The sequence below is a fragment of the Streptomyces lydicus genome (assembly GCF_004125265.1).
GTDB classification, from domain to species: domain Bacteria; phylum Actinomycetota; class Actinomycetes; order Streptomycetales; family Streptomycetaceae; genus Streptomyces; species Streptomyces lydicus_C.
The window spans coordinates 6,490,636-6,507,024 of the sequence record NZ_RDTE01000003.1 but is presented as its reverse complement, the minus strand read 5'-3'; the positions used below and the strand labels follow the sequence as shown (position 1 = coordinate 6,507,024).

The 16,389-nt window shown below is 71.9% G+C and carries 13 protein-coding genes; 8 read left to right on the top strand and 5 right to left on the bottom strand.

The window, feature by feature from the left end; translation table 11 throughout:
- Window positions 1-37: 37 nt before the first annotated feature.
- On the bottom strand, window positions 38-1,372 hold the full coding sequence (locus tag D9V36_RS31195) for a multidrug effflux MFS transporter (protein WP_129296699.1): 1,335 nt from the start codon (window positions 1,370-1,372) through the stop codon (window positions 38-40).
- 134 nt (window positions 1,373-1,506) lie between these two features.
- Complete coding sequence (locus D9V36_RS31190) at window positions 1,507-3,135, bottom strand: alkaline phosphatase D family protein (RefSeq protein WP_129296698.1); 1,629 nt, start codon at window positions 3,133-3,135, stop codon at window positions 1,507-1,509.
- Window positions 3,136-3,300: 165 nt separating this feature from the next.
- On the opposite strand from D9V36_RS31190, the gene D9V36_RS31185 reads away from it, so the two are divergent.
- The 3 genes from D9V36_RS31185 to D9V36_RS31175 all read left to right on the top strand — a co-directional run bounded on the left by D9V36_RS31185 (window position 3,301) and on the right by D9V36_RS31175 (window position 6,560).
- A complete protein-coding gene (locus tag D9V36_RS31185) occupies window positions 3,301-4,251 on the top strand; it encodes a DUF4429 domain-containing protein (RefSeq protein ID WP_129296697.1) in 951 nt (316 codons plus the stop codon).
- A gap of 178 nt (window positions 4,252-4,429) precedes the next feature.
- Window positions 4,430-5,236, top strand: a complete 807-nt coding sequence (locus tag D9V36_RS31180) for an SDR family oxidoreductase (RefSeq protein WP_129298808.1) — start codon at window positions 4,430-4,432, stop codon at window positions 5,234-5,236.
- A 241-nt stretch (window positions 5,237-5,477) separates the two neighbouring features.
- On the top strand, window positions 5,478-6,560 hold the full coding sequence (locus tag D9V36_RS31175; RefSeq protein ID WP_241721118.1) for a trypsin-like serine peptidase: 1,083 nt from the start codon (window positions 5,478-5,480) through the stop codon (window positions 6,558-6,560).
- Between the two features lie 51 nt (window positions 6,561-6,611).
- On the opposite strand, the gene D9V36_RS31170 is transcribed toward D9V36_RS31175, so the two are convergent.
- Complete coding sequence (locus tag D9V36_RS31170) at window positions 6,612-8,324, bottom strand: CocE/NonD family hydrolase (RefSeq protein WP_129296696.1); 1,713 nt, start codon at window positions 8,322-8,324, stop codon at window positions 6,612-6,614.
- A 794-nt stretch (window positions 8,325-9,118) separates the two neighbouring features.
- Between D9V36_RS31170 and D9V36_RS31165 the strand changes: the two genes are divergently transcribed.
- The 4 genes from D9V36_RS31165 (at window position 9,119) to D9V36_RS31150 (ending at window position 13,709) form a co-directional block, all read left to right on the top strand.
- Window positions 9,119-9,625: a hypothetical protein gene (locus D9V36_RS31165; protein WP_129296695.1), complete on the top strand. Its 507-nt coding sequence runs from the start codon at window positions 9,119-9,121 to the stop codon at window positions 9,623-9,625.
- Window positions 9,618-11,000: an MAB_1171c family putative transporter gene (locus D9V36_RS31160; protein WP_129296694.1), complete on the top strand. Its 1,383-nt coding sequence runs from the start codon at window positions 9,618-9,620 to the stop codon at window positions 10,998-11,000. The genes D9V36_RS31165 and D9V36_RS31160 overlap by 8 nt, the downstream gene beginning before the upstream one ends.
- A gap of 172 nt (window positions 11,001-11,172) precedes the next feature.
- Window positions 11,173-12,504 (top strand): FAD-dependent oxidoreductase, encoded by a 1,332-nt coding sequence (locus D9V36_RS31155; RefSeq protein ID WP_129296693.1) that lies wholly within the window; start codon window positions 11,173-11,175, stop codon window positions 12,502-12,504.
- Window positions 12,505-12,731: 227 nt separating this feature from the next.
- Complete coding sequence (locus tag D9V36_RS31150; protein ID WP_129296692.1) at window positions 12,732-13,709, top strand: phytoene/squalene synthase family protein; 978 nt, start codon at window positions 12,732-12,734, stop codon at window positions 13,707-13,709.
- A gap of 82 nt (window positions 13,710-13,791) precedes the next feature.
- Here the strand turns inward: D9V36_RS31150 and D9V36_RS31145 are convergent, their stop codons facing one another.
- Window positions 13,792-14,523: a helix-turn-helix domain-containing protein gene (locus tag D9V36_RS31145; protein ID WP_129296691.1), complete on the bottom strand. Its 732-nt coding sequence runs from the start codon at window positions 14,521-14,523 to the stop codon at window positions 13,792-13,794.
- 467 nt (window positions 14,524-14,990) lie between these two features.
- On the opposite strand from D9V36_RS31145, the gene D9V36_RS31140 reads away from it, so the two are divergent.
- On the top strand, window positions 14,991-16,043 hold the full coding sequence (locus D9V36_RS31140; RefSeq protein WP_129296690.1) for a hypothetical protein: 1,053 nt from the start codon (window positions 14,991-14,993) through the stop codon (window positions 16,041-16,043).
- Between the two features lie 174 nt (window positions 16,044-16,217).
- Here D9V36_RS31140 and D9V36_RS41185 read toward each other — a convergent pair whose 3' ends face one another.
- Window positions 16,218-16,382 carry a hypothetical protein gene (locus D9V36_RS41185; RefSeq protein WP_164993069.1) on the bottom strand — a complete coding sequence of 55 codons (165 nt, stop codon included), beginning with the start codon at window positions 16,380-16,382 and terminating at the stop codon, window positions 16,218-16,220.
- Between the last annotated feature and the right edge of the window lie 7 nt (window positions 16,383-16,389).

Genomic DNA, 16,389 nt, shown 5'->3' with positions numbered 1-16,389 from the left:
GCCCGGGCGGGCGTGCCGTAGGTGAGTCTCGGTGCGTTCAGAGCCTGGTCCTCTCGCCGGCCGTGCTCCCGTCGCTCTCCCCCCTACGCTGCCACGGGCGGCACATCCCCAGGAAGCTCACGAGCGCCAATATGGCGCAGGAGAGCTGTACGAGGGCCATCGGCAGGGCCGTCCGCTCGCCCGCGATGCCCACCAGCGGCGAGGCCACCGAGCCGAGCAGGAAGGTGGAGGTGCCCAGCAGCGCGGAGGCGGAGCCGGCCGCATGCGGGGTGCGCAGCAGCGCGAGGGTGTTGGTGCTCGGCATGACCAGGCCCATCGCCGACATCAGGACGAAGAGGCCGGCCGCCACCGGGACCAGGCCGGGGCGGCCGAGGACGCCGGAGGACATCACCAGCAGCGCGGTGGCGGCGAGGACGATCACGGCCAGTCCGGTGCCGAGCACCTTGTCGAGGCTGACCCGGCCGACCAGGACCTTGCCGTTGAACTGGCCGACACACACCAGGCCGACCGAGTTGAGGCCGAAGAGCAGACTGAAGGTCTGCGGGGAGGCGCCGTAGATCTCCTGGATGACGAAAGGCGAGGCGGAGATGTAGGCGAAGAGGGCGGCGAAGGCGAAGGCGCCGACGAGGAGGTAGCCGGAGAAGGCACGGTCGGCGAGCAGATCGCGCATGGTGCGCAGGGCCTGGCCGAGGCCGCCGGGGTGGCGGCGGGCGGGCGGCAGGGTCTCGTCGAGCCGGCGCCACACCAGGAGGGTGAGCGCCACCCCGACGGCGGTGAGGACGACGAACACGCCGCGCCAGTCGGTGATCCGGAGGATCTGCCCGCCGATGAGCGGGGCGACCACCGGCGCCGCTCCGGAGATCAGCATCAGGGTGGAGAAGAACCGGGCCATCGCCACGCCGTCGTAGAGGTCGCGGACCACCGCCCGGGCGATGACGATCCCGGCGGATCCCGCCAGGCCCTGCAACAGGCGGCAGCCGATGAGGAGTTCGGCGGTGGGGGCGAGGGCGCACAGCGCGGTCGCCAGGATGTAGATCACCATTCCGGCCAGCAGCGGGCGGCGGCGGCCCCACTTGTCGCTCATCGGGCCGACGATCATCTGGCCCAGCGCCATGCCCGCCAGGCAGGTGGTCAAGGTGAGCTGGACGGTGGCGGCCGGGCTGTGCAAAACAGCGGTGACCTGCGGCAGGGCCGGCAGATACATGTCCATGGAGAGCGGCGGGACCGCCGTGAGGCCGCCGAGGACGAGGGTGACGAGGAGGCCGGTGCGGCGGGACGCGGGCAGCGGGGCCGGTGCAGTCGGTGCTGCTGCCGCGCCCCGCTCGGCTATGGCGGGAAGGTCCGTGGAATCAGCCGCTCCGGGCTCCGTCATCTGCGTCTCCATGGGTCGTCGAGGGCGGCACCATGGTGTCATGCACAAGGCGGCTCCCGGCAGGTTCCGGACCGGTCCCTTGGGCGGAAACCGGACGTGTGGAGGTCCTAGGACCCAGGTCCCGGCAGGCCCGGTCAGGCGGGCTTCAGCCCCGGATCACCCGCCTCGGAGACGAAGGAGGCGGCGGTGTGCACCGGCGCCCCGGGGGTGGTGACGGCGGACACCGTGCGGTAGTCGGCGCGGGCGGTGTCCTGGCCGAGGGTGACGGTGACATAGCCGCGCCGGCCGTTGTAGAACTTCATGTGCGGGTTGGCGGCCAGGTACGTGGCCCAGTTGGCGGGCTTGTCCGCGCCGTCCTCGCCGCTGGCGATCGAGGTGGTGACGAACTCCACCCCCGCGGTGCGCGAGCCGGGGTCCTTGAAGTCCTTCTTGATGTCGAAGGCGTAGTGGACGTGCACATCGCCGGTGAGCACGACGAGGTTGTCCACGCCCGCCGACTCCGCGCCCGTAAGGACCCGGTCGCGGGAGGCCGCGTAGCCGTCCCAGGCGTCCATGCTCAGCTGGTAGCCGGGGCCGGTGGCGTTGCGCCGCTCGGAGAAGGTGACCTGCTGCGGCAGGACGTTCCAGCGCGCGGAGGACTGCCGCCAGCCGTCGATCAGCCAGCGCTCCTGGGCGGCGCCGGTCAGGGTGCGCGCGGGGTCCAGGGACTCGGGGCCCGGGGCGTGCCAGCCGTCGCCGTAGGCCTGGTCGGAGCGGTACTGGCGGGTGTCGAGGATGTCGAACTGGGCGAGCTGTCCGTACGGGACGCGGCGGTAGAGCCGGGCGTCGGGACCGTCGGGCCGCTGCGGACGGCGCAACGGCTGGTTCTCCCAGTACGCCCGGTAGGCGGCGGCCCGGCGGACGAGGAACGCGGCGGGCGGGAGGTCGTCCTCGCTGATGCCGGAGGCGTAGTTGTTCTCCACCTCGTGGTCGTCCCAGGTGACGACGAAGGGGTGCGCGGCGTGCGCGGCCTGCAGGTCCGGGTCGGACTTGTAGAGGGCGTAGCGCAGCCGGTAGTCCTCCAGGGTGACCGCCTCCCGGTTGAAGACCGCGGGCAGTGTGCGGTCGGTGTAGCGGCGGACGCCGCCGGCCGCGTCGACCGGGTACTCGTAGAGGTAGTCGCCGAGGTGGAAGACGACGTCGAGGTCTTCCTCGGCCAGGTGCCGGTAGGCCGTGAAGTAGCCGTCGTGGTAGGCCTGGCAGGAGACCGCGGCGAGCTTCAGCTCGGAGAGCCGGGCGGCGCGGGCGGGCGCGGTGCGGGTGCGGCCGACCGGGCTGATCCAGTTGCCGGCGCGGAAGCGGTAGTAGTAGACGCGGTCGGGTGCGAGGCCGGTGGGCTCGATGTGCACGGAGTGGTTGAACTCCGGGTGCGCCTCGGCGCGGCCCCGGCCGGCCAGCCGCTGGAAGCGCTCGTCGTAGGCGACTTCCCAGCGGACGGTGACCCTGGCGTCCGGCATACCGTTGCCTTCCTCGTACGGCCGCGGCGCGAGCCGGGTCCACAGCACCACGGAGCCGGGCTGCGGGTCCCCGGAGGCCACGCCGAGCGTGAAGGGGTTCTCGGCGATCTTCCGCGCATCGGCCTCGGCGGCGAAGGCACCGGTGCCCGGGAGGTTGGTCGTGAAGGCGAGCGCGGCGGCGGCTCCGGTGACGGTGAGAAAGCGGCGGCGGCCGACGTGTGCGGCGGCGGCCCTGATCTCCTGCTCGTACGGTGCGTGGTGCGTCATCTGGCCCTCCCCTGGCGGCGGTTGTCACCGGTGATTGCAGGGCGGCGGGACGGCGCGGCGCTGTCCCGTGCACGTCGCAGGCATGACAGGTGGATGAGGACCCGTCCCGCAACGGACGCCGTCGGACAATCACGGCACCCGCCGTGCCTCCGTAGGATTCGGGGCATGGCTGAACTGATGGTGCGCGACGGGACCTGGACCTTCGACGACGAGGCCGTGCGAATCGTGCCGGGGCACGAGCGCGGGGTGCACAAACTCCGCCGGGATCTCGGTGAGTTCACGGTGCCGCTGATCGCGATGGCCGGGGTCGCCTACGAACCGGCCCGCAAGGGCGGACGGCTGCGACTGCGGCTGCGGGAGGGCGCGGATCCGCTGTTACAGGTCACCGGCGGCGGACTGCCGGACGAGGCGAACCCGTATCAGGTGGCGGTGGACGCCGCGCGGGCCGATGTCGCCGAGTACTTCGTGGACGCGGTGCGCCAGGCCCTGCTGCTGGAGCAGGTACCGGACGGGCCCGCCGACCGCTATCTGCTGCCCGGTCCGGCCGTGCCGCTGTCGGCCGCGGGGGTGGACGGGATCGCTTCCTTCGACGGGGAGCGGGTGCACCTCGAATGGCGCTGGAACACCAGTGAGACCAAGCGCAACCAGGGCCCCAGGGACTTCGCGCTGGCCGATCTGGAGGCGGTGGAGTGGCGGGCCGCCGCCGGGCTGGAGTCCGGCTATCTCCGCTTCCGGACGCACGGGGCGACCGAGCGGATCGCGCCGGAGCACGACCCCCACGCCATCGAACTGTGGGGCTTCAAGAAGGAGAGCGGCACGACGGCGCTGCTGGCGGCCGCGGTCGCGGCACGGCTGCCGCACCCGTCGGCCGCCGGCCCCGGCAAGGCCCTGACGGCGGGCACCCCGGCCCGGCACGCCTCCCCGGCCCTGCCTGCCCCCGCGGCACCCGCCCCGGCCGCTCCCCCGGCATCCGGCGCGGCCCCCGCCGACGACCATGACGCCCTGCTGCGCCGGCTGCGCGAACTGGGCGAGCTGCGCCGGGAGGGCGTCCTCACCGAGGAGGAGTTCACCGCCACGAAGGCCGCGGTGCTGCGGCGCTTCCACACCACGGGCTGAGGCGCGGCGGCTGCCCGTACGCCCGCCGTACGCCGATTACGCTGCCGCCATGGCAGAGAACACAGAGCCGGCACGGACCACGCGGACGACGCCGAGGGCACGGGCCGGGCAGGTGGGCGGCACGGCGACCGCGGACCGGCCCACACTGCCGGCACCGGCCTCGCGGGGCGGGCAGAGCATGCAGACGGCACCTGCGCCACAGGAGGCACGGCAGGGCGGGGCACCGCACCGGAAGGTGGCCGTGGTCACCGGCGCCGGGTCCGGTATCGGGCGGGCGGTCGCCCATGCGCTGATCGCCGCCCACTGGACGGTGGTCCTGGCCGGGCGGCGCGCACAGGCGCTGGCGGAGACCTCGCGGCTGGCGGGCCCGCTGGACGCCGGCGGCCCCGCGGTGCTGACGGTGCCGACCGATGTCACCCGACCCGATGAGGTCGACGCCCTCTTCGCCGCCGCCCGCGAACGCTTCGGCCGGATCGATCTGCTCTTCAACAACGCGGGCACGTTCGGCCGGGCGGCAGCGCTGGAGGACCTTGCCTACGACGACTGGCGCGCGGTCGTCGACGTCAACCTCACCGGCTCCTTCCTCTGCGCCCAGGCCGCGTTCCGCGCCATGAAGTCCCAGGAGCCGCAGGGCGGACGCATCATCAACAACGGCTCGGTCTCCGCGCACGCGCCGCGCCCGCGCTCCGTGGCGTACACGGCCACCAAGCACGCGATGACCGGCCTGACCAAGTCCCTCTCCCTGGACGGCCGTCCGTACGGCATCGCCTGCGGCCAGATCGACATCGGCAATGCGGCGACCGAGATGACCGGCCGGATGCAGACCGGCATTCTGCAGGCGAACGGCGAACTGGCGGTGGAGCCGGTGATGGACGCGGCGGATGTGGCCCGCACGGTGGTGCACATGGCGGAGCTGCCACTGAACGCCAATGTGCAGTTCGCGACGGTGATGGCGACCAACATGCCTTATATCGGGCGTGGTTGAGGGCTGAGGAGGGGGCGGGGCCGAGGGATGGCGAGATTGCGGTGCTCGCCGGCCGGGGGCCGATCCGCCGCACCGCCCCGGCGCGTCGAATCCCCGTACGCCCCCTGCCCTCCTGTCGCTTCCGGTGGCACCCTTGCCTCGGATCCGCACCACTCGTCTGCCGGGGCCGCCCGCGCGCGGCCCCGATCCCCCGCGGCCGTACGCGCCCCGGCGCGCGCGGCCCCCGCAGAAGGAGTTACGCGTGAGACGAACCGTTCGCGGCATACCGGCAGTTCACGGCATCCCCGCGCCACGCCGTGTGCACAGGTCCCGGGCCGCCCTCGGCACCCTGACCGCCGCCGGTACGCTGCTCGCCCTGCTGCTCCCCGCCGGCTCGGCCGCCGCCACCGGGCAGCACTCCCCCTCCCACCGCTCCCCCGCCCCGCGGACCGCCGCCGACGCCTTCTGGACCGCGGACCGGATGCGCAGCGCCGTACCCCTGGACCTCACCGCACCCGCGAAGCACACCCCCGCCACCGCGGTCCCGCGCGGCGCCCCGCTGACGGTGGCCCCCACGCTCCCGCGGCTCCCGCGGCTCCCGCGGCTCCCGCAGGCCTCGGAGGCCGGGAAGGCGCCCGCCGCCGGCCCGCTGCTCCCCGGCACGCTCCCCCAGGCCGGCGGGCCCTGGACCGGCGGCGGCGCGGTCACCAAGACCACCGGCCGGGTGTTCTTCACCTACCAGGGCCGCACCGCCGCCTGTTCCGGTGACGCGGTGACCAGCGGCAACAAGAGCACCGTGCTCACCGCGGGGCACTGTGTGAAGCTGGGCGGCGTCTGGCACACCGACTGGATCTTCGTCCCCGGCTACCACGACGGCGAGGCGCCGTACGGCAAGTGGGCGGCGGCCAAGACGCTCTCCACCCCGCAGTGGACGGCGAGCGAGGACATCAACTACGACGTCGGTGCCGCGGTGGTCGCCCCGCTCGACGGCAAGAAGCTCACCGATGTCGTCGGCGGCCAGGGCCTGTCCTTCAACTCCGGCTACAGCAAGGCGATGTACGCCTTCGGCTTCCCCGCGGCCGCCCCGTACGACGGCAGCAAGCTGATCTACTGCAGCGGCACCACCTTCAAGGACCCGCTGTTCTCCGGTGACCACGGCCTCGCCTGCAACATGACCGGCGGCTCCAGCGGCGGCCCCTGGTTCACCACCTTCGACGAGAAGACCGGCACCGGGCTGCAGTCCTCGGTGAACAGCTTCGGCTACCAGTTCTGGGCCAACACCATGTTCGGCCCGTACTTCGGCGACGACGCCAAGAACCTCTACACCACGGCCCAGTCCTCCTGACCTCCCGGCCCGCTCCCCGGGGGCCGTACGGCCGGACCGCGTGCGGCCCCCTCACCCACCGCCCTTTCCGGGAACGACCGGCAGCAACAGAAAGGACGGATGCCTCCCCCCGCTGATCAGCGTCGTCCGGCCCGCGTAGACGTCCGAGCCCCGGTCCTCGGCATCGGTGTGCAGGAAGGTGCCGTTGCCCCGCATCGCGACCCCGGACGCCGACGGCCACGGGCCCTCCCCCGGAAGCTCGAAGTCCCGGCCCTGGACCGAGACGCCGAGGCGGTAGCCGGCCGGGACGACCACCGACGTCGGCCAGATCTCGACGTGCAGATCGACCGGTTCACCGGGGGTGAGCGGCTGCCGCTCGTCGAAGGTGTGCCAGGGCCGGTACGGCTCGCTGCGCGTGCGGTCGAGCTTGCGGAGCGAGGCCCGCAGCCAGCCCAGTCCGATCGCCCCGTGCGGGTCCATCGCGCTGACGAAGGTGACCTCGCGGCCGCCGGGGTCCTGCACCCGGAGGGTGAGGAACAGATCGGCGTCCGTGGTCGACGAGGCCACCCGCAGCGACGCGGAGGCGGGCCCGGTCAGCTCCAGCTCGTCCGCCAGGGGCTCGGTCCAGAACGTCAGCCCCTCGCCGAGCGCGTCGAACGCGGCGCTCCGCTCGCCGGGGGCCGCCGCCGGCGCGAGCGCCAGACGGTCGAGATCGAGGTGGAACGCCGTCCACCGGGTGCGCGCCAACGGCCATTCGCCTTCCGGCCGTTGCTCGAAGTCGCCGTCGGCCCGCCGGATGTTGAGGAGGACCGGCGGCTGGTCCTCCCAGCCGGTGTCACGGCCCTGGAGGAAGTGCCCGAAAAACCGCTTCTGCAGGCCGACCCCGTAGTCCGTGTAGAACTCCACCCAGTGCTGCAGCCCATGCACTTCCAGCCACTTCCGGTCACTGGCGACCGTCTCGTATCCCTCGAAGCCGCCCCGTGTGTGCAGGTGATGCGCCCAGTTGACCGCGGCCAGCACCGGGACGGTGATCCGCGGCAGGTCCGCGGTCCGCTCCCGGTAGTACGCGTCGAGCAGCGCATGATCGTGCACCGCGCCGACCGGGTCGGCCGCGTTCTTCACCCGCTCCTCGTCGCTCAGCACCCCGGGACCGGTGACCGGAACACCCGTGATCCGGTGCCAGGGACTCCCGCCCACCCCGTGCTGCACCGCGGCGACCCGCGCCGGGTACCACTGCTGCAGGAAGGTGTGCAGGATCCCACCGTGATGGGTGAGTTCACGGTAGAAGTCGGTGCCGCCCTCCCAGGGGCAGATGGCCGCGAGGTGCGGCGGCCGCAGCGCGGCGACCTGCCACTGGTTGACCGCGTAGTACGAGATGCCGAGCAGCCCCACCTTGCCGTTGCTCCAGGGCTGGACGCCCGCCCACTCGATGCACTCGTAGTAGTCCCGCGTCTCGCGCGGCGAGAAGATGTCCAGGTAGCCCGGCGACCGTCCGGCACCGCGCGAGTCGACCCGGATCACCACGTACCCGTCGGGCACCCACTTCTCGGGATCGGCCGTCTCCCAGTTCTGGTAGCGGTTCGAGGACCCGGCGACGGCATCGGGGTGCTCGTCCGCCAGGGTGCGCCACATGGGCGCGAACCCCTCCTGGAAGGCGAGCCCCTTGGCGTACGGCCCATGACTCATGATCACGGGGTGGGTCGCACCGTCGTCCGGCAGGAACACATCGGCGCGGAGCTCGACCCCGTCGTCCATCGTGATCGGCGCATCCCAGTCGACGAGCATCACACCGTCCTCGGAGCAGCCCCCGAAGCACTGAGCACTGCCGCGGCGCCCACCGTCCGGGCGACGGCCGGCACCGCTCCCGCCTCCCATTGTCCGCGGGGATCCGCGGGGGCGCCACGGCATAGCGGCAGGGCGCCGGGGAGGCCACGGGGAAGCCGGGAGGCAGTGCCGGCCGGGGCGGCCGCGACCTGCGGACGGGGCGGCCTGGACCGTCGATTCTTCCCGGCGCACCGCTCTGACCAGCAGGTATCCCAGGCCTCCTGCCCCTGGGGCCGCCCGGGAGCACCGGGCGACTTGTCCCTCACCAAGGGCAGGGGGCTGCACTACACTCTCGCCAGTCGAAATGGTGTGGACATGCAGCGAATTGCGGGGCGGTGCGGGCGTTCCGGCAGGCACCGGGGCGCCCTCGAAGCCCTCGCGGGAACGGCGGAACGTGTCCGAACCTGTCCCGTCTTTGGCCAAAGAAGGCCTTCCTCCGTCTCGTCCCGCCGGAAACATGCCGTGCGGTATCACTCGGTAGCCCTACAGTCACTCTGGCCGAAACCGCACCGCCCCCGACCGTCCGACGTCCACCGAGCCCGACGTCTTCCCTGGCCCCGTGCCGTCCCCTCTTCGCTTGTCCTCTCTTCGTTCGTCCCCTCTTCCCTCACCGAGCGCAGCAACAGCCGTAGGAGTGTCCGTTCATGTGGTGGCCCCGCCGTCATGGTTCAGCGCAGCGAGCAGCGCTGCCGCAGTCCCCTCAGCACCGGCCTCCCAGCTCCCCGTGGACCTCGCTCCGAGAGCAGTTGGCGGTCTTGTTCGCCACCTGGTCCGTCACCCGCCTCGTCCACCGCGATCTCCGGCTGTCCGGCGTACGGGACATGCAGGGCCTCGTCGACGCGGTGGCCGTGCGGCGCAACAAGCCGATCACGATCACTGAAGTGCCGCTTCCTCAGCAGGTGTCCGGATTCTGCGCCCGCGGCAAGGACCGGGACTTCATCGTGGTGGATTCCACCGCGAACGAACTGACCCGCCTGCACGCCAGCCTCCACGAGCTGTTCCACCTGTGGGAGGAGCATCCGGCCGACGACGGCTCTTCCGACCGGCTCATGACCGAGGAAACCGTGCGGCAGCTCCTCCCCGGGCTGAAGACGGGCCCGGTGCTGCAGGTCCTGAACCGGTCGCACTACGACAGCGCCCATGAACGACGGGCGGAGGCGTTCGCCACCGTGATGCTCCAGCGCCACCTCGAACTGCGGCGCGATCAGCACACCAACGGGTTCCTCTCCTCGGCGCTCTCCCACCGGAGGTCCGGTGTCTGAGAACACGTCGAACGTCGTCTACCTGGCCATCGCGATCCTCGACTTCGTGATCGCCGGGTGGAAGTGCCTGGCGCTGCTGCGCGATCCCACTCCCACGCTGTCCCTGATCACGGTGAACTTTGTGACGTCCGGCCTGGTGTTCACGATGGCCGCTCCGGCGGGGTACCGGGAGCTGGGCGAACTCACCGGTGTCACCGGCTTCGCCACCCTTCCCGTCTACATCGGCATCCTGACCTGCTTCTCCCTTCTCCATCTGCTCACCATGCTGTGGGATCCCCGGTTGCGGCAGCGTCCCGCTGTGCTGCGCCGCAGGGTCACGTTGTGGTCCGCCGCATACGTCGCGGCGCCGGCCGTCATGGTGGTGACGTTCTGTTCCGCCGGCCTGTCCGGCCCGACGGACCCCCTGAAGTTCAACACCGACTTCGCGACCGAGCCGCATATCCAGGTGTTCCTGGCGGTCTTCCTCGCCACGCTGGCCTGCGGGACTCTGAGCACCTACCGGCAGTGCCGCATGGTGAAGCTCGAAGACCCCCGATTCCAGCGCGCGCTGCGCTCCTTCGGCATCGCCATGCTGTTCGTCTTCGGCTATGTGGTGTGCTGCGCCCCCGCCATCACGCTGGCCGCCCTGGGCAACCACACCCTGGACGCGGTGGGGGTGCTCGGCTCCACCTTCGGCTCGATCGGCGCCCTGATCACCAGCTACGGCCTCTCGGGGGCCGCGGTGGGCGCATGGCTGCGCGAGCGGCGTGACATCAAGGCCCTGCAGCCGTTGTGGGATCTCGTCGTCGAAGGGGTCGACGAAGACCTCGCCTTCAGCGTGGACAGCGCCCGCAGCCACCGCCTGGCATGGAACGTCGGCTTCAATCTGCACCGCCGCGTGATCGAGATCCTGGACGGGATGCGCGCGCTGCGTCCCTGGGTGTCGCCGCTGCCCGCGGCCGCCGTATACGCCGCGTACGAGCACGAGCCGTCCCAGGGGAAGCCGGATGCCGGCCGCCTCTCGGTGCGGGACACCTCGGAGCGGGACACGTCGGAGCGGGACCTGGAGGCGGCCGCCACGGCCGCTGCCCTGCGGGACGCGGCCCAGCGCCTGCAGGCCGCTCGGCGCGAAGCGGCGCTGCGGGGCCGTCCCGGTCAGCCCCAGGCACCCGGGGGCCCGCAGGTGGCGCTGCCCGGCGAGGACACCCCCGCCTCCGACGAACGCCAACGGCTGCTGCGCGTCGCCCAGGCGCTCAACGCCCCGCTGGTCGCTACGGCGTTGCGGGCGGTGCGCGTGCAGCGTTCCGCGACCGGGGTGAACGAGGCATCCGGGGCGACGGAGGCGACCGCGGTGTCTGAAGTATCCGAGGCGACCGAGATACCCGAGCGGCCGTAGGGGGTGTCTCCCCGGCCGGCGCGACCTCGGCATGCCGGGCGGGAACCTCGCCCACGCCCGCCTGCCCCGCCCGACGGCTGCGGCAGAATTGGCCGCCCCGTGCCGGCCCCGGGCACCCGACCATGCCCGGCGTCCCGTGGCGCGGGGCACCATCGAATCACCTAGGGGACTGATGAAACGAGCTGTGGTCCTGGGCGGGAGCATCGCCGGCCTGTACGCCGCTCGCGTGCTGAGTGAGCATGCCGACGACGTCGTCATCCTCGAAGCGGACGATTTGGGGGAGGACGGCACCGGGCGCGGCGCTCCGCACCGACAACAACTGCATGCGCTGCTGTCCATGGGACACGCCCACCTCGAACGCTGGTTCCCGGGCATCACCGGTGAACTCGTCGCGGGCGGGGCACGCCTGGGGACCGGCCCGGAGGTGCAGTTCTACGTCGACGGAGCGCTCAAGGCGCAGGTCCCCGACCTCCGGATGCTGGGCGCCACCCGGCCATTCATCGAAAGCCGGGTCCGCCGGCGGGTCACGGCCCTGCCGCAGGTCCGTGTCGTGCAGGGGCGCGCCGAGGACCTGCGCTTCAGCGCCGGCCGGGTCTGCGGCGTGCGGTACTCGACCGCTGAGGAAACATCACCGCACGCCGGCCGGCTGGACGAACTCGATGCCGACCTGGTGGTCGACGCCATGGGGCGGTCCAGCCGCCTCGGCACCTGGCTGCTCCGCAGCGGGTGGGACCAGGCCCCGCTGCACCGGATGAGGGTCGACCTCGGCTACGCCACGGCCCTCTTCCCGCGCGGGGACGAACTCCCCTCCACGGTCGTCGCGCACGCCTCCCCGGGCCCGGCCAGTGGATACCAGCCCACCCTCAGCGAACCGGGGGCGATGGTGGCGGTGGAGGACAACCGCTGGATGGTGGTGCTGGTCGGATACACGGATCACCGCCCGGGGCGGGATCCGGCCGAATTTCTGGCCCGGATGCGGCGCTGCGTCCCTCCGCTGCGCGAGGTGGCGGACCGGTGCACCCTGCTCGGCGACGTCCACACCTTCCCCTTCCAGGAGAGCCGGCGCCGCGACTTCACCCGGCTGAGGCGGTTCCCCGGCGGACTGGTGGCGGTGGGAGACTCCGTTGCCTCGGTCAACCCGATCTACGGGCAGGGCCTCACCCTTGCCGCACTGCAGGCCTCGTGCCTGTCCGCGTATCTGCGCGCCGGGTCTCCTCCGCACGATCCGGCCTGGGAGTACTTCCGGCGGGCCGCCGTGGTGGTCGATGCGGCCTGGCAGGTGTCGGCGACCGCGGACCTCGCCCAGCCTCATGTGCAGGGCCCGTACCCCCGTGGCTACCGGCTCGCCCGCTGGGCCGGCGACAAGATCGCGGCAGCGTCCGTCCTCGACTCCGGCGTCAACCAGGCGTTCATGGACGTCGTGCACATGCGCCGGCATCCGAAAACGCTGACCCACCCCCGGGTGCTGGCCCGGACGGCACGGGTTTTGGCCACTGCTCGCTGAGGCCTGTCCTTACGTCCCTCCTCCCACAGCTCTGCTCCGCAGCGAGCCCCGGCCGGAAGCGTCAACTCCCGCCCGGCCGGGGTGCCTTGCCGCCGGTCTCAGGAGGCCGGCGCACCGCGCGGTACGGCCGGTGGTGCCGGGACGGATCAGGGGGTCAAGCCCGTCAATCCCCTCAACCGCGATCACCTATGGTGAAGCGCACCGCCACCGAGTATGGGGAGCCGACGATGGCCACATGGCCGAAGACGCTCGACCGGGCAGGGATCACGGACCCCTCGCTGCGCCGCGACTACGACGAGCAGCGCCGGCTGGTGGCCGGGTACGCCCGCGCCGAGTACACCGCCGTGCGCCTGCTGCTGCCCGCCGAGCTCGTACCCGACGTCATCGCCGCGACCGCCTTCATGCACCACAGCGACAACCTCATCGACCAGGGACCGGCCGACGAGCGGATCGCGGCGCTCGCCGACTGGGAGGGCAGGGTGCACGCCGCCCTCAAGAGCGGCGAAGCCGACGAGCCCGTGTTGCGGACGCTCCTTGCCGCCATCGCCAGGCATCCCCGGCTCCGGCAGTACGTCGAGGACTTCCTCGCCGGCGCGCCCCTGGAGGTGCAGACGCAGGGATTTGCCTCGGAAGGCGACTTCCAGCACTACATCGACGGCTATTCGCTGCCCGCCTTCATGCTCATCGCCGGCCTGCTCGACGCGGGGGCGCCCGCGGACGCGTACCTGGCCGGCTGCCGGAGCTTCATCGAGGCGAGTCAGCGTCTCGACTTCCTGAACGACCTCGCCGAGGACCTGGGCAACGGGCGGCTGGGCATCCCGGAAGAACTCCTCGCCCGGCACGGCCTCACCCGCAGCGACCTGACCCGCACCGGCCCGCCCCGCAAGGGCAGCGCCCCCGAGGGCTTCCGGGAACTGGTCGGCGACCAGGCCCGGCGGATCCGTACGGGGCTGACCGCGTCCTACGGGCTCGTGGATCTGGTGCACGCCCGAAGCCGGCCCTTCGTCCGCGCCCTGATCGGCATCCAGGGCCTGACCCTGCGGGCAGTGGCAAGGAAGGGGACCGCGCTGCTCGACGGGTCCGCCCGGCCGGATGTGGCCGCGGCGCTCCGGCTTCTGGGCCGGGAGTACGTGGCAGCGCGACGCCGTCGTGACGCGGTGGTGTCAGCCGGCGGCACCGCGCCGGGAGCGGTCGGCGGGAGCTGAGCCCCACCACACCGAAGCCCGCGCAGCCCGCGGGCCTCCCGTGCCGTTCGGATGCCGCGCCTGCACGCGTTTCGCACGCCGTTCAGGTGCCGCCCCGGCCGGGCGGCGGGCCGTCGTCGCTCTCGGGCCGCGCCAGCCCCAACAGCCCCTGGATCAGCGGAAAGACCCGCCTTCTGCTCCTGGTGGGCAGGGAGCACATACGGTCCGTCAGCTCCCGCACTTCGGGGTCCTCGCGCTCCGGCCGGCTCAAGGCCTCGGAAAGCGCCTCCCGCAGCTCCCGGTCGATTCTGCTGTCACCGCTGGTGCCGCTGCGCATCGCCAGCCGGTCGATGCCCTTGCCCCGGAGCAGCGCGAGATGGGTCAGCTGCTCGTGCGTCGACTGCAGGGCCCGATAGAGCGCCTGACGTTCGGTGGCGGTGAAGAAGCCGGGTTCGACGCCGAAGAACTTCTCCAGCTTCCGGGTGACGTCCAGCCCCGGGCTCTTCCGCTTTCCGTTCAGGAGGTAGCCGACCTGGCCGTGGGAGATGCCGGCCCCCGCGCCGATCTCGTCGAGGGTGTACCTCTTCCCGTCGGGCTTGCGACGGGTGTCCCGCAGGAAGACGAGGCGGTCCTGGAAGGAGTCCTGCACATTCCCGGATTCCTGTCCGGTGTGATCGAGCAGGGCCTGGACGCGAGGGACCGTGATGCCCGTCCGGTGCGAGAGGTGGTCGATGTCGATGACGTCGCGTCCCAGGCCCAGGTCCCGGAGGAGTTCGTCAATCGCTGCGACGACGGCGGGGAGACCATCCGCCGGGTGCGCGTGGGAGGCATCCATGGCGATGGGCGGTCTCCTGGTCGGTGGACAGTCGGGGACGGCGGCGCACTCGCAGCCACTCCGAGATTAACGGTCGCCAGCACCGTACGCCATGAACGGCACCACAATTGTGTCGATCTCGGCTGCCCGCCGACCCGGGGAGACCCGGGAAGCCCCGCCAACGTTCTTGGATTAAACGATTGTTGACAACGCGATGTTGTTGAAGGATCCTCGCCAAGGCGGTGCCGCTGTGCGACCGGGGTTCCTCTTGCACATGGGGACCGAGCGCACGGTTTCCGTGCCTCGCAACTGCCGCCTTCCGAGCGGTGGTGCCGGGCTCCACAGGGGAGAGCCCGGCGCCACAACCGCCCACGAGGCCGCGGTCCGTGACGCCGCACAGGACCGGCGACTGCCTGCCGTCGATCCGAGGGGGAGCGTTGACAGCGAGCAGAGCACACAGACTCTTACCGATACCGAGCAGGCGCACGATGACCGTCGCCGTGGTGGTGCTGGCCGTGCTCGCCGGCGGGACGTACGCGCTGAAGCCGCAGTGGCAGCCGTGGTGGTACGCGGCGACGATCTGCGGGGGAAGCCTGTCGGCGGACGATCTGGCCGATGTGCTGCCGCATGAGCGGCTGCAGGCGGCCGAGGAGCGCATGGATCCCGCCTCAGGCCGGATGTCGTGCGGGGTGAACTTCGACGACGACCAGTTCGCGTTGTCCGTGAGCGTCACCACCGACCCCTGGAGGACCGACCAGGAACTGTCCCGTGCGTTCGACACCGCCTCGGAACCGGACTTCCCCTTCCCCGCGGGCATCCCGGGGTTCCAGGCCGGCATGGACCACTACCTCGTACAGAGCTGCCCGGACCTGCCACGCGACCCCAACGGCCGCAAGAAGCACCTGCTGACCAACGTCATGGGGTTCTGGAACAGCCGGCACGGCACCCCGGCCGCCGCCTTGCGGATCGCGGTCTCCGCCGCCAACTCGGCATCGAAGACCACAGGTTGCGGAGCCGTTCCCCTGCCCCCGCCCCGTCAGCCGCAGATCCGCCCCCGCCCGCTGCCGCTGAACCGGACCGCCGGCACGCCCTGCAGCTGGCTGGACAAGGCCGCGCTGCCGCGAAGCCCTTCCGGCAAACCCTGGCAGGCCGTCCCGCGCACCGGCACCCACGCGCCCGTCACCAGCTGCTCACTGCACGACCCCGGATTCGCTGCGGACTACGCCGACTTCAGCGGCTGGTACGGAACCTGGAGCCAGACCCCGTTCGAAAGGCTCGCGCTCGGCAACGTCGCGCTCCCCCGCGGCCGTAGCGCAAAGGATCCCCTGATGAGCGAAAGATTCGGCCGTGCCACCGCCCGCTGCGACGGCGAAGCCGCCAACTTCCGCATCCGAAGCTCCCCGCCCCACGGACGGACTCCCATGGCAGCCGGTGAAATGCGCGGCCTGCTCCTCACCTTCGCCCGCGACCAGGCACAGCGCCACGGCTGCACCCACCTCGCGCTGCCGAAGAAGGACATCTACCCCACGAGCAGCGGCTGATCCGGCCGGCACCGCCCCGCGGACAAGGACAAGGACAAGGACAACTGTCCCGGGGCCGACGCGGCCGCGTCAATGATGATCTTGCGGGCATGCTTCCCCCTCGCCGATGAGTAAGCGATCTCAACGGCGAGGGGGCCGCCATGCGTGCCGGGCCGGGCCGTACGGCCCCGGCCCTCAAGCCTTCTTGCTTCTCCGCGCTCCCCCGGCGTCGATCCAGTAGGTCGCGGCGGCGCGGTCGACGGCGCGGCGCAGGGGGTCGCGGCCCAGGCTCGCCACGATTCCCGCGGGGACGACGACCAGGCAGTAGAGCAGGAGGAGTGCGAGGTTCCTCATGGTCATGGGCGGT